The sequence below is a fragment of the Nocardioides sp. R-C-SC26 genome (genome assembly GCF_021246465.1).
Taxonomy (GTDB): Bacteria; Actinomycetota; Actinomycetes; order Propionibacteriales; family Nocardioidaceae; genus Nocardioides.
Window position 1 is genome coordinate 94,672 of sequence record NZ_JAHRHK010000013.1, and the last position, 17,049, is coordinate 111,720.

Below are 17,049 nucleotides of genomic sequence, written 5' to 3' on the forward strand. Positions count from 1 at the left end.
GAACGGGCAGACCTCCGCAGAGATCTGCCCGTCCTGACGTTCCTCCGTCGCCCACGGCGTCGCGCAACCGCGCTACCGGCACTCCCGGCCCGACACGAGTCTCGCCCCGTCGGTCGGGGGGTCGTGGTTACAGCTCGGCCCCGAACTCGGAGTCGTTGTCGTGCTCGTCTTCCATGCCCTCGGGCATGTTCTCGGTGCGGTCGTCGTCGTACTTCAGGTACCTGATGCCCTCGTCGACGTCACCGTCGAAGCCGACACGACCGTCCTCCAAGACGATGACCCGGTTGCACATCCGACGCACCGACCCGGCGGCGTGGCTGACGTAGACCAGGGTGCGACCGCCGTCGCGGACCTCCTCCATCTTCGCCAGGCACTTGCGCTTGAACGGGCGGTCACCCACGGCCAGCACCTCGTCGGCCAAGAAGATGTCGGAGTCGACGTGGATGGCGACCGAGAACCCGAGTCGGGCGCTCTGACCCGAGGAGTAGTGGCCCACCTGGGTGTCCAGCTTGTCGCCGATCTCGGCGAAGTCGACGATCTCGTCGAACTTGCGCGCGGTCTCCCGTTCGCTCATGCCGAGGATGGCGGCGTTGAGCACCAGGTTCTCCCGGCCCGTCAGCTGCGGGTGGAACCCCGCCCCGGTAGCGATCAGGCCCGCGATCCGACCCCGGGTGAGCAGCATGCCGGAGTCGGGCCGCATCACGCCGTTGATCATCTTCAGCAGCGTGCTCTTGCCTGAGCCGTTGAGCCCCATCAGTCCGACCGACTCCCCCTGCTGCACCGAGAAGCTGACCTGGTCGACGGCATTGAAGGCGCGGACGGTCTGCTGTCCGCGCATCTTGGCGACCGCGACCTGCTTCGCGGTGCGCTGGTAACGCAGCGTGAAGGTCTTGGTGACCTCGGTCAGACGGATCGATTCCTCACCCATCACAGGCGCTCCGGGATCTTGTTCTCCAGACGGCTGAACACCAGCTGGCCGATGCCGAGGGCGATGATCGACACGCCGAGCATCACCAGCCCCCGCTCGAGAATGTGGTCGGGCATCCCGGTCGCGATGAGCGCGTCGGGATCGTCGGCGGTGCCGACCCAGAACGCCCGCTGGAACATCAGCACCGCGTTCGCGATCGGATTGAGCAGGTAGTACGGCGCGAAGGACCCGAAGCGGTCGTCGACCATCTCGTAGGTGTAGATCATCGGGACCCCGAAGCGGACCAGGTTGGTCAAGATGTTGACCACGCTCGAGACGTCGCGGAAGAAGACGTTCGCGGCGCTGAACAGCAACGCCAGCGCCGTCCCCAGCACCATGATGATCAACAGCGCGATCACGAACGCCACCATGCCGACCGGATCGGGCGACCACCCGCTCGCCAGGCATGCGATCAGCAGGATGACCATCTGCGGGCCCACGTGGTAGAGCGAGACCAACATCGTGGCCACCGGGAACATCTCGCGCGGCATGGCCATCTTCTGCACGATCTGTCGGTTCCGCACGATCGAGCGGGTTCCGGCGTTGAACGTCTCGGTGAAGAAGTGGACGATGATGATCGCCGAGAAGATGTGCAGCGGGAAGTTGTGGACGCCTTGGCGCAGGTTGAAGATCTGGCCGATGATGAAGTAGTAGATGCAGAACTGCGACAACGGGTTGATGTAGGACCACAGCAGACCCAGGAACGAGCCCTGGTAGCGCGCACTGATCTCCCGACGCACCAGCAGTCTGAGCAGGTAGCGGCGTTGGAAGACCGCCATCAGGCCGTTGCCGGCCGACGGTGGCGCCAGCTCCGCGTCGACGTGGCGAGCGGGAGACGTCGGCGCGGCGTCCTCGACCGGCGTCGCGGACTCGCTCACGCCTCCCCCGTCCACGGACGGAACGTCTCGGCCCACGTCTCGGGCGAGGTGACGTCGGCGAGGCCGGCCCGGTAGGTCTCGGCGAGCTCGGGCCACTCGTTGCGCATCCGCAGATGCAGCGCGGCGATGCGGCGGGCGAGCTCCTTGAAGCGCTCGGGATCGCGCTGGTAGAGCGCTGCCGACGTGCCGTCGTTCATCGACACGACGGCCGAGTCGAAGCCGGCGAGCCGGTACCACTTGGCGTCCATCGCAGGCACCGCGGCCTCGGGGTACTGGCGAGAGAGCGGACGCGGGCGCGTGAGCTGCCGCAGCGGCTGCAGGCCGGCGCTGATCAACTGCGCCCGGCGCCCCGGCACCTCGGCGAGATCACGGCCCTTGCGCGGCGGCTTGGCGCGTCGCACCGGGGCGAATGCCTCGAGGTCGGGCTGGAGCTGGGCGTCGCTGAACTGCTTGCGGAAGGCGTTGACCTCGGCGAGCTTGGTGGGCAGGTCGGCGTGCAGCCGTTGGGGACCCGCGAGCACGTCCTCCATGGCCATCAGGCGTAGCTCGACGGTGGAGTACTGCATCGAGACCAGGTGCGCGATGGTGTGGTTGAGGCTCTCGCGCACCATGCGGCCGCCGCGCGGGTAGGGCGAGTGCAGCAGCGCCGCGACGAACCGGTTGCGCTGATGGAAGTAGGCCTGCCAGTCCAGGGCGTCGTTCTTGTCGGTCCACGGCACGTGCCACACCGCGGCGCCGGGGAAGGTCACCGTCGGGTACCCCGCCGCACGGGCTCGGAGTCCGAACTCGGAGTCGTCCCACTTCAAGAACAGCGGCAGCGACAGGCCCACCTCGGCCAGGACCGCGCGCGGGATCAGGCACATGAACCACCCGTTGAAGTCCACGTCGCAGCGCTTGTGCAGCCAGCGCGCCGACCGCAGGTTGCGGGCCGCGAAGTCCCAGTCGGAGAATCCGTCGAGCGGCGTCTGCCACCAGAAGCGCCAGGGCTGCACGATCTCGCCGAAGCTGTGCAGCCGCGACTTGGCGTACAGGCTGAACATGTGGCCGCCCACGATCGTGGGACGGCGAGCCAGATCGCCGAAGGTGATCGCGCGGACGATGCCCTCGGGCTCGCAGACGACGTCGTCGTCCATCATCAGGGCGTAGGTCGCCGTGCCCTTGCGCAGCGACTCCAGTTGCCCGCGCGCGTAGCCGCCGGACCCGCCGAGGTTGCCCTGCTCGATGATCCGCAGCCGGTCACCGAGCGCTTCCTGCGCCGCGGCGAACTCCGGCGAGTCGACCACCTTGTCGGTGCCCTGCTCCATCACCAGGACGGTGTCGAGATAGGGCGCGAGGGTCTCGTCCGAGCCGATCTGGCCCAGGAGCTTGGCGCAGAAGTCGGGGCGGTTCATGGTGGTGATCGCGATGTCGGTCGTGCCGTGCTCGGCCCGGTCGGCCGGGACCTCGGCGGTCCACTCGGCGCTCTCGACGACGGCGTCCTCGTCACCTGCGACGACGTTGTACCAGTACCACCCGCCGTCGACGAAGGGCTTCAGCGTGAGGTCGAAGGTGAACGTCTCCGACTCCGCGGAGGAGGCGATCGCGCTGTCGACGCGCTGGGAGCGACCGTTGGCCATGGACTTGTAGACGATCACCGTCGTGCCGTGGCCCGACACCGTGACGCTCAACCGGACGGCGTCCACGACCGTCCACCGCCGCCAGTAGCTGGCGGGGAAGGCGTTGAAGTAGGTACCGAAGGAGAGACGCTCGCCCGACTTCACCCGCAGGGCGGTGCGGGACTCGATCTGGTCGGGGTGCAGGGCGCGGCCGGTCGAGGTCGACTGCCGGATCGCGGCGTTGTTGAGGTCCTTGGCGGCTCGGTTGCCACCGACCTCGTACTTGTCGGCATCGAGACGCGCGTCCTCGGGGTCGACGTAGAGGGCGAGCACGTCGAAGTCGCGGTCCAGCGGCATGATCTGCCGCTGCAGGAGCCGGGCGACGGTCGCTCCTGCGGTCGCTTCCCTGGTGCTCACTCGTCCACTCCCCCACTCTTCAGCGGCGCACCCTCGGCGAAGTGCGGGCGCAGCTTGTTCTCGAACATCGACAGCGCGGACCCGATCGCCATGTGCATGTCGAGGTACTTGTAGGTGCCGAGACGGCCGCCGAAGAGCACCATCGGCTCCTTCTCGGCGAGATCGCGGTACTTCAGCAGCTTGGCACGATCCTCGGCGGTGTTGACCGGGTAGTACGGCTCGTCGCCCTCCTCGGCGAAGCGGCTGTACTCGTGCACGATCACGCTCTTGCCCGGCAGGTGGGTCTTCTCACGCTCGGGGTGGAAGTGCTTGAACTCGATGATCCGGGTGAAGGGCACGTCCTGGTCGTTGTAGTTGATCACGCCGGTGCCCTGGAAGTCGTCGACGTCGACGACCGACTCCTCCAGGTCGACCGTGCGCCACGAGAGCCGCCCCTCGGCGTTGCCGAAGTACTCGTCGACCGGTCCGGTGTAGACGATCGGCACCTGACCCTTGTAGCTCTCCGCGACATCGAAGAAGTCGGTCTCGAGGCGCACCTCGATGTTCTCGTGCTCGGCCATCCGCGTCAGCCACGCGGTGTAGCCGTCGACCGGAAGACCCTCGTAGGTGTCGCTGAACCAGCCGTTGGCGAAGGTGTAGCGCACGGGCAGCCGCGTGATGATGTCGGCGCTGAGCTGCTGCGGGTCGGTCTGCCACTGTTTGGCGGTGTACCCCTTGATGAACGCCTCGTAGAGGGGCCGGCCGATCAGGCTGATCGCCTTCTCCTCCAGGTTCGACGCGGTGGCGGTGTCGAACTCGCTGGCCTGCTCGGCGATGAGCGCACGTGCCTCGTCGGGGGTGTGGCTGGTCCCGAAGAACTGGTTGATGAGGGCCAGGTTCATCGGCAGGGAGTAGACCTGTCCCCGGTACTTGCCGAAGACCTTGTGCCGGTAGTCGGTGAAGCTGGTGAACCGGTTGACGTACTCCCACACCTTCTCGTTGGAGGTGTGGAAGAGATGCGCCCCGTACTTGTGCACCTCCACGTTCGTCTGCGGGTCGCGTTCGCTGTAGGCGTTGCCACCCAGATGAGCCCGGCGCTCGATGACGAGCACGCGCAGACCGAGTTCGGTCGCGCAGCGCTCCGCGATGGTCAGGCCGAAGAAGCCGGAGCCGACGACGACCAGATCGGGTAGGCCAGCCGAGCTGAGGTGCTCGGCATCTGCGGGCCGGCCGGGGGCGGAGGGACTAGACACGAGGCAGCAGTCTACGGTCGAGAGGAGCGTTCCGTGGCTCTGGCACGCGGTGGCGTCGGCCACCATGAGGTTCAGACCACACCCGCGCAGATCGTTGCCGCGACGGTTCCTGCGTCTACCCTGTCTCCGTGCAACAGTCAGGTTCTGTCCGCGCTCTCCTGGAGCGCAACTTCGCGGGAGCGTGGGCTGCGGGCTTGGCGATGGTCGTGGCGATGGTCGTCTTCGCCGCGATCCGCGAACTGCCGATGCGTGATCCCGATGCGTTCATCCCGGGATACATCCGCTTCCCCGCCATCGTGCTGGGTGCGATCGCACTCGACGTCGTGCCCCGACTCGTGTGGCGTTGCCGGACATCGATCTCGTCGGTGCCTCAGGTCTGGCGCGACATCATGCGAGAGCGCTGGCCACGGTCGCACTGGGTGTTCGCCATCGGAGGCGTGACCGCCTGGTACGTCTGCTACGCGGCGTTCCGCAACCTCAAGAGCATGGCGCCGTTCATCAACGGCAAGAACTGGGACGACGAGTTCGCCCGCCTCGACCGCGAACTGTGGTTCGGCCACGACCCGGCGACGGTGATGCATCACCTGTTCGGCACCGGATGGGCGGCGCACTTCTTCTCCGCCGTCTACTTCATCTGGATCGCCCTGGTGCCGGTCAGCATCGCGATCGCGCTCGTCTGGACCCGGCACACCCGCGCGGGCTCCTGGTACGTCACCGCGCTGGCGTTCGACTGGCTGCTCGGTGCCGCCGTCTACATCATGTTCCCCTCGGTGGGGCCCATCTACATGGAGCGCAACGGCAACACCGCAGGCGCGGCGGACTTCTCGAGCCTCCCCGACACCTACAACACCGCGCTGGCCGACTCCATGTGGGACGAGCGCGTGGCTGTCTGGGCCGATCGCTTCGGTGCACACACGCTGCAGACCATCGCAGCGTTCCCGTCCCTGCACACCGGGATCATGGTCACGATCTGCCTGATGGTGACCTACTTCCGCCTCGCGAAGTGGATCCGTGTCACGGCCTGGGTGTTCCTGGGGCTGACCGTGATCGCCACGCTGTACCTCGGGTGGCACTTCTTCATCGACGTGATCGGCGGCGCGGCCGTCGGGTCGGTCACGGTCTGGCTGGCCGCCATGGTCACGGGGAATCACGTCGGCCTCCGCCCGCAGCTCGACACCACCGACCACGACCTGACGCCCTCGACGTCGGCCCCACGCTGACGCGGAACGGTCCGAGACGGCCGGTCCGCGACCCGGGACCGCATCGCGGGCCGGTCGGCGCGTCGTCCCGTCAGCGCATCCGGCGCGCGTCGCGGACGGCGCGCAGCACGTTGCGGGCCTCGGCGCGGCCGCCGCGCAGCGGGCTGAGCACGGCGACGACCAGGGCGATCAGCCACGGCTTGAACCGCACCGCGGCGTTCTCCCCGTGCCGGAAGTGGACGACGAAGAGGTTGCGGTACATGAAGTACCCCTTCCATCCCGCCAGGTCGTGCTGCTGGTCGAAGTCCAGCTGCCGCACCAGGACGGCGTCGCGGACGGCATGGACGGTGAATCCGGCTCGTCGAGCGCGGACGGCGTAGTCGACGTCGTCGTAGAAGATGAAGAAGCTCGGGTCGGGCAGACCGATCGCGTCGATGACGTCGCGTCGCACCAGGAAGCCCTCGAACGCCACGTTCTCCAACGGCACCAGCTCGGGCATGGCGTCACGACGCCCGAAATCGGTCTCGACCATCGCCGTCTTGGGCCGGATCGCCAATGGGTTGGCCAGGTCGAACCGGGTCGCGGCCTTCTCGCACAGTTCTCCCGCGCGGTTCTCCCGCACCGCCATCAACGCTGGCAGGTCGTGCTCGAGCAGGCGGGTGAGGCAGTCCGGCGCCGGGAGCACGTCGTCGTCCATCAGCCAGACGCGGTCGAACCCCTGCTCGTGGGCGGTCTGCATACCCCGGTGGAAACCACCCGCTCCCCCGAGGTTCTCCTCGGTGCGGATCACCTGCAGGCCCGGGTTCGTCGCGGCGGCCAGCACGGACGGCGTGTGGTCGGTGCTCGCGTTGTCCACCACGATCACCGCGTCGGGCAGCCGCTCCGAGGCGGCCAGGGCAGGCAGCATCGCGGCGAGCAGGTCGGCGCGGTTGTAGGTCACCACGACGACGGCGACGCGTTCGGTGGTCGACCCCGGGGCCGCCTCACTCATGTCAGGTACCTCGTGTGTCCGGTGAAGTCGCCCCGCAGACCGGCGACAGCCGCGCGCGCGCTCATCGCGATCCGCGCGGGCTGGGGTCGGGTGAACAGGTAGAACCACATCGTCTTCAGCCAGAACAGCAGCACGAAGGGCCACCCCCGGTAGGTGCGCAGGTTGACGGTGTTGTTGCGCGCCATGCAGTAGTGCTTGAGCTGGCTCGCCGTGTGGTTGTAGGTGGTGCGGCCGAACATCATCGGCGTACCGAGGTCGTCGGTCGCCGGATGCTGGAAGTGGGCCGAGACGACCGTGGCGATCCGGGCACCGGCGCGCTGGGCACGCCAGAGGTACTCCACGTCGTCGCCCCAGATGAAGAGCTCACCGCGCGGCACCCCGATGCGCATCACCAGGTCGCGCGTCACCAGCACGCCGTTGAAGGGGATCACGACGCCCTCGATCAGCCCGTTGCCCTGGGCGGCGGCGCGCTCGACGTCGGCCATCGCGTGGACGACCCGGGTGCCGCCCGGCAGACGGATCGGGAAGCAGAGTCGCGAGGGATCCTGCTCGGCGAGCACGGCTGGGCCCCAGAAGTCGAGATCACCGGACCGCTCCAGGAGTCGGTCGAGACAGTCGGGGTCGGGCACACCGTCGTCGTCCATCAGCCACACCAGGTCGGCGCCGCGCTCGACGGCGGTCCGGGTACCGACCTCGAACCCGCCGGCGCCGCCGCGATTGGTCTCGAGCGTCAGGGCCACCACGCGGCTGTCGGGCGAGGCGGCCGTCGTCGTCAACCAGGCCGACGTGCCGTCGGTGGAGGCGTTGTCGACGACGATCACCTCGCTGACGGCGTCCAGTTCGGCCAGCCGCGCCAGCAGTCGCTGGAGCAGTGGCTGCCGATTGAAGGTGACGACCACCGCGGCGATCCGGCTCGGCCGGGATGCGGGGGCGGTGGACACGGCGCAACCCTAGGGGAAGCGCTGACGCGCTGCGCCGGGCGCGCGGGGTGCGCCCAGGCCGACGGATCCCGAGGCGCGACCCGCGCCTCCCGACGTCTACGGTGGTCGTGTGGAGACCGACGCGATCACGGCGCTGCTGCACGAGGTGGCCGCCGACGTGATCACGCCCAGGTTCCGGGCCCTCGCCGACGGCGAGGTGGACGAGAAGAACCCGGGCGACCTGGTCACGGTGGCCGACCGCGAGGCCGAGGTGCTCCTGACGGCGGCGCTGCAGGCGGCCTACCCCGATGCCGTGGTGCTCGGCGAGGAGGCGCATGCGGCCGACCCGCGCGTGATGCACCGCTATCGCGACGCTGCCCACGCCTTCACCGTCGACCCGGTCGACGGCACCCGCAACTTCGTGCACGGGTCGCCCGATCACGCCGTGATGGTCGCCGAGCTGCGCGACGGCGCCGTGGTCCGCAGCTGGATCTACCAGCCGCAGTGGGCCGCGACCTACGTCGCCGAGCGGGGCAGCGGCGCCTTCTGCAACGCCGTGAGGTTGACAGCCGCTCCGACGCCGCCCGACCCGGCGTCGTGGCGCGGCGTGACCTCGCGCTGGCCCTGGGTCCGCGAGCAGGGCGACGGGCTCGCGCCGTTGGAGATCACGTGGGCCTGCTGCGGTGTGGACTACCCCCGGCTGCTCTCCGGCGAGGCCGACTACGTGCTGTACCGGGGCCTCAAGCCGTGGGACCACGCTCCCGGCAGCCTGCTCGTCACCGAGGCGGGCGGGGCGGCCGCGCATCTGGACGGCGCGCCGTACCAGCCCCGCGACGAGGTCATCGGCCCTCTGGTGGTGGCGCGTGATGCCGCCACCGTCGACGTCGTCCTGGAGCGGCTGGCCGCGGCGGAGTGGCTACGCGGCTGAACTCGGCGAGTCAGCAGGTCGCGTCGAGGTCCTCGGCCTGGTTGGCGGCGTATCCGGTGGACAGCGAACCGATCGAGCCGCCCGTCACCGCGGCGTCCTTCTTCGTCCGTCGGGTCGTGGGCGACTTCGGCGCGTTCCCCTCGGCGCGGTCGATCGCCTCGGCGACCTTGGTCTGGATCAGCGCGATGTCGGGCGCCGAGGTGTTCACCAGGGGCGGAACCAGGGAGACCGTGGAGATCTTCTGCCCCCGCGCCTTCAGCGCCAGGGAGATGAAGCGGTCGACCTCGGAACCCGGCAGATCGGTCGAGATCATTGCGGCCGACGCCTTGGCGATCTGGGAGAAGTTGCGCAGCGCACTCTGCGGGCTGATCTGCTCGAGCATCGCGTTCATCACGCACTTCTGGCGCGCCATCCGCGAGTAGTCGTCGGACCCCTCGCGGGCGCGGGCGTACCAGAGCGTCTCGAACCCGTTGAGCTTGCGCGTGCCCGGGTCGATGTAGCCGGTGACGTCGGACCCGAGACCACCGACGGGGATGGACTGGCGCACGGTGAGCGTGACGCCGCCGACGGCATCGACCAGGTCCTTGAAGCCTTGGAGGTTGACCATCGCCCAGTAGTTCATGGTGAGGCCGGTGATGCCCTCGACCGCCATGATGGTGGCGTCGACGCCGGGGTTCTTGGACTTCCCGAACAGCTCGGTGTTGTCGCCTGCCCACGTGCTCACCCCGTTGAGCATGCAGCCTTCGCAGTCGAAGCCGTTCGGGAACTGCTCGGCCATCACCGACCCGGGCGCGAACGGGAAGTTCATCATGTTGCGCGGCAGGCCGATGAGCACCGTGCGGCCGGTCTCGGCATCGATCGAGGCGACCGTCATCGAGTCGGGGCGGAGCCCCCAACGACCCGCGCCGGAGTCGCCGCCCATCAGCAGCACGTTGAAGCGCCCGTGGTTCGCCGCGGACGCGGATCCGTCGCCGAACATCGTGACCATGAAGTCGCGCTGGACGCCGACGATGTGGGCTCCGAACAGCAACGTGCCCGCCACGCTGAAACAGAGGATCCCGTTGATGCCGACGGCGGCGCGGCGCTCGCGGAGGCCGAAGGAGAGCGGCTGGCCCAGGCGCCAGGCATCGAGGAAGAGCAGCGCCCACCCGATCGCTCCCACGATGAGCGCGAGCTTGAGCCATCCCAGGACGGCGGTGTTGGTCACCAGCCAGAGCGCGAACTCACGGTGGACGAGGACGACGAGGAGCACCGAGAACGCCACCGTGAGCACACCCAGCCAGATCCGGAACGCGGCCCGGCCGACCTTCGCGTTGCCGGCGGCGATCTGCGCGGTGCCCGGCGCGATCAGCGTCATCGCCATCAGCGAGAGTGCGCGACGGAAGCGGACGCGCGCGGCGCGCTCGGAGGCCGGAGAGGTCGGCGAGCTCGCAGGATGACGCACGGGACGGCTGTCGGGGGTCACGATGGATCACTCTCTGCTGGGGAAGGACGCAGAAACTGTCGGCAAGTATCACCAGGCTCAGTCGTCACATGCGTCACGACGCGCCGACGAGTGACAGCATCGACCTACATAGCACCGCAGAACTCAACAAGCGCAACGCGAGAAGACACGACGAAAGGGGAAGGGCTGCCCTACGATGGGAACATATATGTCTGGCCATACGAGAGGCACATTGTGGGTAACGCACTTATCTCATGCGGGTGCATGATCATGCTCATTCCGGTCATTCTCTTTCTGGTGTATGCCCTAGTAGTCACCATCGGATGGTTCGTCACCGGCGGATAGCGACTTCGCCCGCTGACTGGTGCCTGCGGTCGGAAGTCACACAACCGAGACGATGTAGCGTTGGACCGTGTCAGATGATCGCCGAGCAACCGGCCACGGGTCGGAGTTCGGGTGGCTCTACGGCAAGAACGCCGAGTCGGCCAGACCGAGTGCCCCTGATGGATCGGTTCCTCCGGCAGACCCCACCCGGGCGATCCGCGTCCAGCCCCGCGACGGAGAGGCTGGCCCCGCACGCCCGCGCGACACCGTGCCGCGGCAGGCCGTCCCCCCACAGCACCAGCCGCCGGCCCCGATGCCGGCGCCGGCGGGGGCCGGCCGTGGTGGTGGCGGCGGGAACCCGCTGCTCCGGCGGCTGCGACGTCCGCGGTTCTGGATCCGGTCGGTGCTGGTGCTGCTGCTCGTCTGGGTGATCTTCGTGGTCACCGTGCCGTTCGTCACGTGGAGCAGCGCCGACCAACGCGCCTTCGAACCGGTCGGCGACCGCCCGGCTGAGCAGGACGGCACCACCTATCTGCTGGTCGGCAGCGACTCCCGCAAGGGCCTCAGCGCCGAGGAGCGCCGGCGATTCCGTACCGGCAACCCGACCTCGGAGCTCACCGACACCATCATGATCCTGCACAGCGGATCAGGGCCGAACGTGCTGCTCTCGGTGCCACGCGACTCCATCGTCGACATTCCCGGCTACGGCGCGAGCAAGATCAATTCCGCCTACCCGCGTGGCGGCGCGAAACTGCTGGTCCAGACCCTGGAGAACGAGACGGGCATCCGGATCGACAAGTACGTCGAGATCGGTCTCGGCGGCGTCGCCGACGTGGTCGATGCCGTCGACGGCATCGACGTCTGCCCGCGCGAACGCATCAAGGATCCCTTCGCCGGCCTCAACATCCGCAAGGGCTGCCAGACCGTCGACGGCCGAGTGGCGCTGGCCTACTCGCGCTCGCGCAAGTTCTCCGCCTACGGCGACCTCGAACGGGTCCGACGTCAGCGCGAGGTCGTCGCCGCGATCGGCGACAAGGTGCTCTCGCCCTGGACCGTGCTCAATCCGTTCCGCTGGTGGGACCTGAACAAGGCCGTGCCGAACTTCTTCGTCTTCGGCAAGGACACCTCCAAGCTCGACGCGATGAGGTGGGCGTGGGCGATGACCCACGTCGGCCTGACCTGCACGATGCCGGTGACCGACCTCTCCGCAGAGACCTGGGACACCGACCGCGCCCAACCGATCTTCGACGCCATCAAGGCCGACGACACCGACCGGATCACCCGCCGCCAGTGCACGGGCAACGGCATCGTGCGGTGACCACTCACCGCCCGAACGAGTCCGGCCCGGCACCGGGCCGACGACCACGAAGGACGACATGAGCTACGAGACCCTGGACTGGTCAGTCGATGCCGACGGCATCGCCACGCTGCGGTTGAGCCGCCCCGACGCGCTCAACGCCTTCGACCTGACGATGGCGCGCGAGCTGTATGCCGTCTTCACCACCGACGCGTGGGACGACGACGTACGCGCCGTCGTGGTGACCGGCGAGGGCCGCGCGTTCTGCGCCGGAATGGACCTCAGCGCCGAGGGCAACGTCTTCGGGCTCGACGAGTCGCTCGAGGTGACCCCGGAGACCCTGCGAGAGCACTTCGAGGATCCCGCCTACGACGACGGCGTGCGCGACACCGGCGGCAAGGTGACGCTCGCCATCCACGCGCTGCCCAAGCCGGTGATCGCGGCGATCAACGGGCCGGCCGTCGGCATCGGGGCCACGATGACACTCGCGATGGATCTCCGCCTGGCCTCGACCCAGGCCCGGATCGGCTTCGTCTTCGGACGGCTGGGCATCGTGCCCGAGGCGGCCTCGACCTGGTTCCTGCCACGCATCGTCGGCATCCAGCAGGCCCTCGAGTGGGTCTACTCCGCCGACATCCTCACCGCCGACCAGGCCCTCGCGGGCCGCCTGGTGCGCTCGGTCCACGAGCCCGAGGACCTGCTGCCGGCGGCCTACGAGCTGGCGCGCTCGTTCGTCGTCGACCGCTCACCGGTCGCGCTCGGCCTCGCCAAGCAGCTGCTCTACAGCGGCAGCGCCGCCGCACACCCGCTCGAGGCCCACCTCGCCGACTCGGTGGCGATGTGGCACACCTCGGTCGGCGACGGCAAGGAGGGGGTGGCCGCGTTCCTGGAGAAGCGGGCACCGCGGTTCACCGGGAAGGCTTCGCAGCTGCCCCGCGTTCTCCCCTCATGAGTACGCCCGCCTCCACACCCGGCCCGGTCTCGACGACCGAGTGGCAGCACCCCGACGTCGTGCGGTTCATGCTGGACGACTGTCAGACGTGGGCGATCGTGGGCCTGTCCGACGACTCCTCGCGCACCGCGTACTCGATCGCCGCGCTCCTGCAGTCGCGCGGCAAGCGGATCGTGCCGATCCACCCGGCCGCGCCGACCGTGCTCGGCGAGACCGGCTACGCGACGCTCGCCGACGTGCCGTTCCCGATCGACGTCGTCGACGTGTTCCGGCGCTCGGAATCCGCCGGCGAGTTCGCCGACCAGGCCGTGGACGTCGGCGCACGGGCGGTGTGGTTCCAGCTCGGCGTCATCGACGCCGACGCGTTCGCACGCACGACGTCCGCGGGCGTGCCGATGGTGATGGACACCTGCCCCGCCATCGAGTGGCGTCGGTCGGGCCCCTCCTGACGAAGACCCTGGGGGCTCGGTCAGAAGCCGAGGCGGCGACCGCCGGCCTCGCCGCGCACGGCCGAGCCCTTCTCCTGGGCCGCCGCCTTGAGCCCGGCCTGGAACTCGACCATCTGCTGCTGCAATCCGGGGTCGGCTGCCGCCAGGATCCGGACGGCGAGCAGGCCGGCGTTGCGGGCGCCGCCGATGGCGACCGTGGCGACAGGGACGCCGGCCGGCATCTGCACGATCGAGAGCAGCGAGTCCATGCCGTCGAGGTACTTGAGCGGGACGGGGACACCGATCACCGGCAACGGCGTCACCGCGGCCAGCATGCCGGGCAGGTGCGCGGCGCCGCCGGCTCCGGCGATGATCACCGACAGTCCGCGGCTCGCGGCCTCCTCGCCGTAGGCGATCATCTCGGCGGGCATCCGGTGAGCGGAGACGACGTCCGCCTCGTAGGCGATGCCGAACTCGGCGAGGGCCTCCGCGGCGAGCTTCATGACGGGCCAGTCGGAGTCCGAGCCCATCACGATGCCGACTCGCGGGGCCACGTCCCCACTCCCGGCAGCGCTGCTGCCGGAGGCCTCGACTGCGTCGACCATGGCGGTCACCTCACTCGCTCTCGTTGCCCAGGTCGCCCCGGAACCACGCCGCCGCGTGCCGGGCACGCTCGAGGCAGTCGTCCAGGTCGTCGCCGTAGGCGTTGACGTGCCCGACCTTGCGGCCCGGGCGCTGTTCCTTGCCGTACAGGTGCACACGCAGGTGCGGGTCGCGCGCCAGAGCGTGCGGGTAGCCGTCGTAGAGACGCCCGACGCCGGTGTCGGGCCCACCGAGGATGTTGACCATCACGGTCCACCTCGCGCGGGGGGTCGGCGAGCCGAGTGGCAGGTCCAGCACCGCGCGCAGATGGTTCTCGAACTGGGACGTGACGGCGCCGTCCTGCGTCCAGTGCCCGGTGTTGTGGGGCCGCATGGCGAGCTCGTTGATCAGGATGCGCCCGTCGCGGGTCTCGAAGAGCTCCACCGCGAGGACACCGGTGACGTCGAGCGCGCCGGCGATCGTGAGCGCGATCTGCTGGGCCTGCCCGGCGAGCGACTCGTCGAGCTCGGGCGCGGGGGCGATGACCTCGTGACAGATCCCGTCGAGCTGCGTCGAGGCCACCACCGGGTAGGCGGCCGCCTGCCCGCTCGGCGACCGAGCCACGAGAGCCGAGAGCTCGCGACGGAAGTCGACCAGCTCCTCGGCGAGGATCCGAACCCCGGCCGCCTCGGCGACCGCGAAGGGCTCGACGCACTCGGACGGGTCGTGGACGACCCACACGCCCTTCCCGTCGTAACCGCCCCGCGTCGTCTTGAGCACGCACGGGAAGCCGAAACCGGAGACCTCCTCGACCGTCGCGACCACCCGATGACGCGGGTTCGGCAGCCCGAGGCGTTCGACGGCCTCACGCATCACGGCCTTGTCCTGCGCGTGCACCAGGGCATCCGGGCCCGGGCGCACCGCGACGCCGTCGGCGGCGAGGGCGCGCAGGTGCTCGGTCGGCACGTGCTCGTGATCGAAGGTGACCGCGGCCGCGCCGTCGGTCACGCTGCGCAGGTCGGCCAGCACCGTGTGGTCGCCGATGCGTTGATCAGGGATCACCTGCGCGGCCGAGACACCGGGCGCCTCGGCGAGGAGTCTCAGCGGGATGCCCAACGCCGCGGCGGGCTCGGCCATCATCCGGGCGAGCTGGCCGCCGCCGATGACGGCGACGGTGGGCGCGAGGTCGGGCACGGAGGAAGGGTAGAGGAGCCGTCTGAGGTCCACGTACCCGGTGAGTGGGTCAGCGCCGGCCGCCCGCGGACCTCAGATCCGCCGCACGGCCACCGGTTCGACGATTCCGAAGCCGCGCACCGGACGCGCCGGGAGCAGCCGGGACTCGAACTGGTCGTCCGGCAGCAGCGCGGCGAGGGCGGCGTCGACGATGATCCGGTTGCGCCGTGCGACGTGGGTCAGCCGCGACGCCATGTTCACCGGCGGGCCGAAGACGTCCCCGAGGCGGGTCACGACCGATCCGCTGGCCAGACCGACCCGCACGTCGGGCATCCGCGGGTCGCGCCCGATCACCGCGATGATGCCCTCAGCGGTGTCGTAGGCCCGGATCGGATCGTCGTTCACGAACAGCACGGAGTCGCCGATGCTCTTGATCACGCGGCCGCCCTGCCCGGCGACGACGTCGGCGCAGCGGGACTCGAAGAGCTCGACGAGGTCGCCGATCCGCTCGCGTGACAGCTCGTTGCTGAGCGCGGTGAAGCTCACCAGGTCGGCGAAGCCGACGGTGAGCTCGATGGTGTGCGGATCGACGTCGCTGAGCCCCACGATCCGGGCGGCAGCAGCCCCGAGGTGTCGCCGCCACGCGTAGATCATCAGCTCCTCGAAGGGCATCCCGAGCTCGGAGAACATCCGGAGCGCGACGCGCTCGGGCGTGCTCTCCTCCGATCCGTCCGACTCCGCCTCGTGCAGCTCCTCGATGCGGTGCACCAGCGCCGAGGCCTCCCAGTCGGCCAGCCGCGCCATCGTCTGGCCCAGGGCCCGGGTGACCGCCACGGCGAGATCGAAGTCGAGAAGCCCTCGGTGCACCGAGGAGACCAGGGTCGCCAGCGCCTCGGCGTCGGAGGAGGTGTAGAGGCGGGCGCCCTCGCCCTCGGGGAACCCGAGAGCCCGCCAGAGCCTGCGCGCCTGGTCGACGCTGAGTCCTGCGACCGCGGCGACCTCGGCCGCGGTGAGCACAGGATCCTCACCCAGGATCGCCCGGGTCAGGTCGCTGACGGCCTCGGCCGTATCCGCGGCCCGCGCTCCCGAGGCCGAGGCGGCGAGGAGCTCGGAGGCGAGCGGGTCGACCGAGACGGGAACGAGCGGAGCCTCGTCCGCCGTCGCCGACGGCTCCGGCGGGCGATCGGTGGGTTCGGGGACCACCGGGGCTCAGTGTCCCTCGTGGGTCCGCGTCTCGCCTCCGTGGAGACGGTGCAGCAGCTGGTTGAGCTCGCGCTGGGTCTCCTCGACCCGCGGGATGTCGTAGATCAGCACCTGACCGTTGGTCGAGGCGTCGCTGACGACGAGGGTGCCGCATCCGAGCACCCGGTCGATCAGATCCCGCTCGTAGGCGACGTCGCTGATGCGGCCCAGGGGGATGTCGTGACCGCGACGGGTGATGACACCGTGCCGCGTGATGAGGCGGCGGTTGGTGATCGTGTAGGACGCGGTCAGCCAGACCAGGAACGGCCCGACGACGCGCCACAGGATCAACACGCCGATGACGCCCCACACCACCAACTGGGCGGTGCCGTTGTCGATCTTGATCTGGAAGAGGACGCCGGCTGCGAGGAGCAGCGCGAGCGTGATGATCGGCAGGATCAGCACCTTGGCATGGGTGCGGGTGCTGACCAGGATCTCTTCGCCGGGATTCAGCAGCTTCTGGGAGATGACCACGGCGAG

At 69.3% G+C, this 17,049-nt stretch carries 16 protein-coding genes; 5 read left to right on the forward strand and 11 right to left on the reverse strand.

What is annotated here, in order from left to right; translation table 11 throughout:
• Positions 1 to 127: 127 nt before the first annotated feature.
• Genes KSO97_RS12905 through glf form a run of 4 tightly spaced genes read right to left on the reverse strand, consistent with a single transcriptional unit; the run spans position 128 to position 5,020 of the window.
• Entirely contained in the window at positions 128 to 928 is an 801-nt protein-coding gene (locus tag KSO97_RS12905; protein ID WP_232679506.1) for an ABC transporter ATP-binding protein, read from the reverse strand.
• Complete coding sequence (locus tag KSO97_RS12910; RefSeq protein WP_232679507.1) at positions 928 to 1,845, reverse strand: ABC transporter permease; 918 nt, start codon at positions 1,843 to 1,845, stop codon at positions 928 to 930. Before KSO97_RS12910 ends, KSO97_RS12905 begins: the two co-directional genes overlap by 1 nt.
• Positions 1,842 to 3,857, reverse strand: a complete 2,016-nt coding sequence (locus KSO97_RS12915; RefSeq protein WP_232679509.1) for a glycosyltransferase — start codon at positions 3,855 to 3,857, stop codon at positions 1,842 to 1,844. The genes KSO97_RS12910 and KSO97_RS12915 overlap by 4 nt, the downstream gene beginning before the upstream one ends.
• Complete coding sequence (gene glf, locus KSO97_RS12920; protein WP_232679580.1) at positions 3,854 to 5,020, reverse strand: UDP-galactopyranose mutase; 1,167 nt, start codon at positions 5,018 to 5,020, stop codon at positions 3,854 to 3,856. The genes KSO97_RS12915 and glf overlap by 4 nt, the downstream gene beginning before the upstream one ends.
• Positions 5,021 to 5,217: 197 nt before the next feature.
• On the opposite strand from glf, the gene KSO97_RS12925 reads away from it, so the two are divergent.
• The gene (locus KSO97_RS12925) at positions 5,218 to 6,309 is read left to right on the forward strand and encodes a phosphatase PAP2 family protein (RefSeq protein WP_232679511.1); all 1,092 of its coding nucleotides are present in this window, start codon (positions 5,218 to 5,220) and stop codon (positions 6,307 to 6,309) included.
• 70 nt (positions 6,310 to 6,379) lie between these two features.
• Here KSO97_RS12925 and KSO97_RS12930 read toward each other — a convergent pair whose 3' ends face one another.
• The gene (locus tag KSO97_RS12930) at positions 6,380 to 7,279 is read right to left on the reverse strand and encodes a glycosyltransferase family 2 protein (RefSeq protein WP_232679513.1); all 900 of its coding nucleotides are present in this window, start codon (positions 7,277 to 7,279) and stop codon (positions 6,380 to 6,382) included.
• On the reverse strand, positions 7,276 to 8,220 hold the full coding sequence (locus KSO97_RS12935) for a glycosyltransferase (RefSeq protein WP_232679515.1): 945 nt from the start codon (positions 8,218 to 8,220) through the stop codon (positions 7,276 to 7,278). Before KSO97_RS12935 ends, KSO97_RS12930 begins: the two co-directional genes overlap by 4 nt.
• Positions 8,221 to 8,329: 109 nt before the next feature.
• Between KSO97_RS12935 and KSO97_RS12940 the strand changes: the two genes are divergently transcribed.
• On the forward strand, positions 8,330 to 9,127 hold the full coding sequence (locus KSO97_RS12940) for an inositol monophosphatase (protein WP_232679517.1): 798 nt from the start codon (positions 8,330 to 8,332) through the stop codon (positions 9,125 to 9,127).
• 10 nt (positions 9,128 to 9,137) lie between these two features.
• Here the strand turns inward: KSO97_RS12940 and KSO97_RS12945 are convergent, their stop codons facing one another.
• Positions 9,138 to 10,592, reverse strand: a complete 1,455-nt coding sequence (locus KSO97_RS12945) for an LCP family protein (RefSeq protein ID WP_232679519.1) — start codon at positions 10,590 to 10,592, stop codon at positions 9,138 to 9,140.
• Positions 10,593 to 10,983: 391 nt separating this feature from the next.
• Between KSO97_RS12945 and KSO97_RS18355 the strand changes: the two genes are divergently transcribed.
• The 3 genes from KSO97_RS18355 to KSO97_RS12960 are packed head-to-tail and all read left to right on the forward strand — an operon-like array spanning position 10,984 to position 13,593.
• Positions 10,984 to 12,213: an LCP family protein gene (locus KSO97_RS18355; RefSeq protein WP_232679520.1), complete on the forward strand. Its 1,230-nt coding sequence runs from the start codon at positions 10,984 to 10,986 to the stop codon at positions 12,211 to 12,213.
• 58 nt (positions 12,214 to 12,271) lie between these two features.
• On the forward strand, positions 12,272 to 13,144 hold the full coding sequence (locus KSO97_RS12955; RefSeq protein WP_232679522.1) for a crotonase/enoyl-CoA hydratase family protein: 873 nt from the start codon (positions 12,272 to 12,274) through the stop codon (positions 13,142 to 13,144).
• Complete coding sequence (locus KSO97_RS12960) at positions 13,141 to 13,593, forward strand: CoA-binding protein (RefSeq protein WP_232679524.1); 453 nt, start codon at positions 13,141 to 13,143, stop codon at positions 13,591 to 13,593. The genes KSO97_RS12955 and KSO97_RS12960 overlap by 4 nt, the downstream gene beginning before the upstream one ends.
• 20 nt (positions 13,594 to 13,613) lie before the next feature.
• Here KSO97_RS12960 and purE read toward each other — a convergent pair whose 3' ends face one another.
• From purE to KSO97_RS12980, 4 genes are all read right to left on the reverse strand, one after another.
• The gene (gene purE, locus KSO97_RS12965) at positions 13,614 to 14,177 is read right to left on the reverse strand and encodes a 5-(carboxyamino)imidazole ribonucleotide mutase (RefSeq protein WP_232679526.1); all 564 of its coding nucleotides are present in this window, start codon (positions 14,175 to 14,177) and stop codon (positions 13,614 to 13,616) included.
• Between the two features lie 10 nt (positions 14,178 to 14,187).
• Positions 14,188 to 15,348, reverse strand: coding sequence for a 5-(carboxyamino)imidazole ribonucleotide synthase (locus KSO97_RS12970; RefSeq protein ID WP_232679527.1), 1,161 nt, complete (start codon positions 15,346 to 15,348; stop codon positions 14,188 to 14,190).
• Positions 15,349 to 15,420: 72 nt separating this feature from the next.
• Positions 15,421 to 16,530, reverse strand: a complete 1,110-nt coding sequence (locus KSO97_RS12975) for an adenylate/guanylate cyclase domain-containing protein (protein ID WP_232679529.1) — start codon at positions 16,528 to 16,530, stop codon at positions 15,421 to 15,423.
• A gap of 6 nt (positions 16,531 to 16,536) precedes the next feature.
• Entirely contained in the window at positions 16,537 to 17,043 is a 507-nt protein-coding gene (locus tag KSO97_RS12980) for a PH domain-containing protein (RefSeq protein WP_232679531.1), read from the reverse strand.
• Between the last annotated feature and the right edge of the window lie 6 nt (positions 17,044 to 17,049).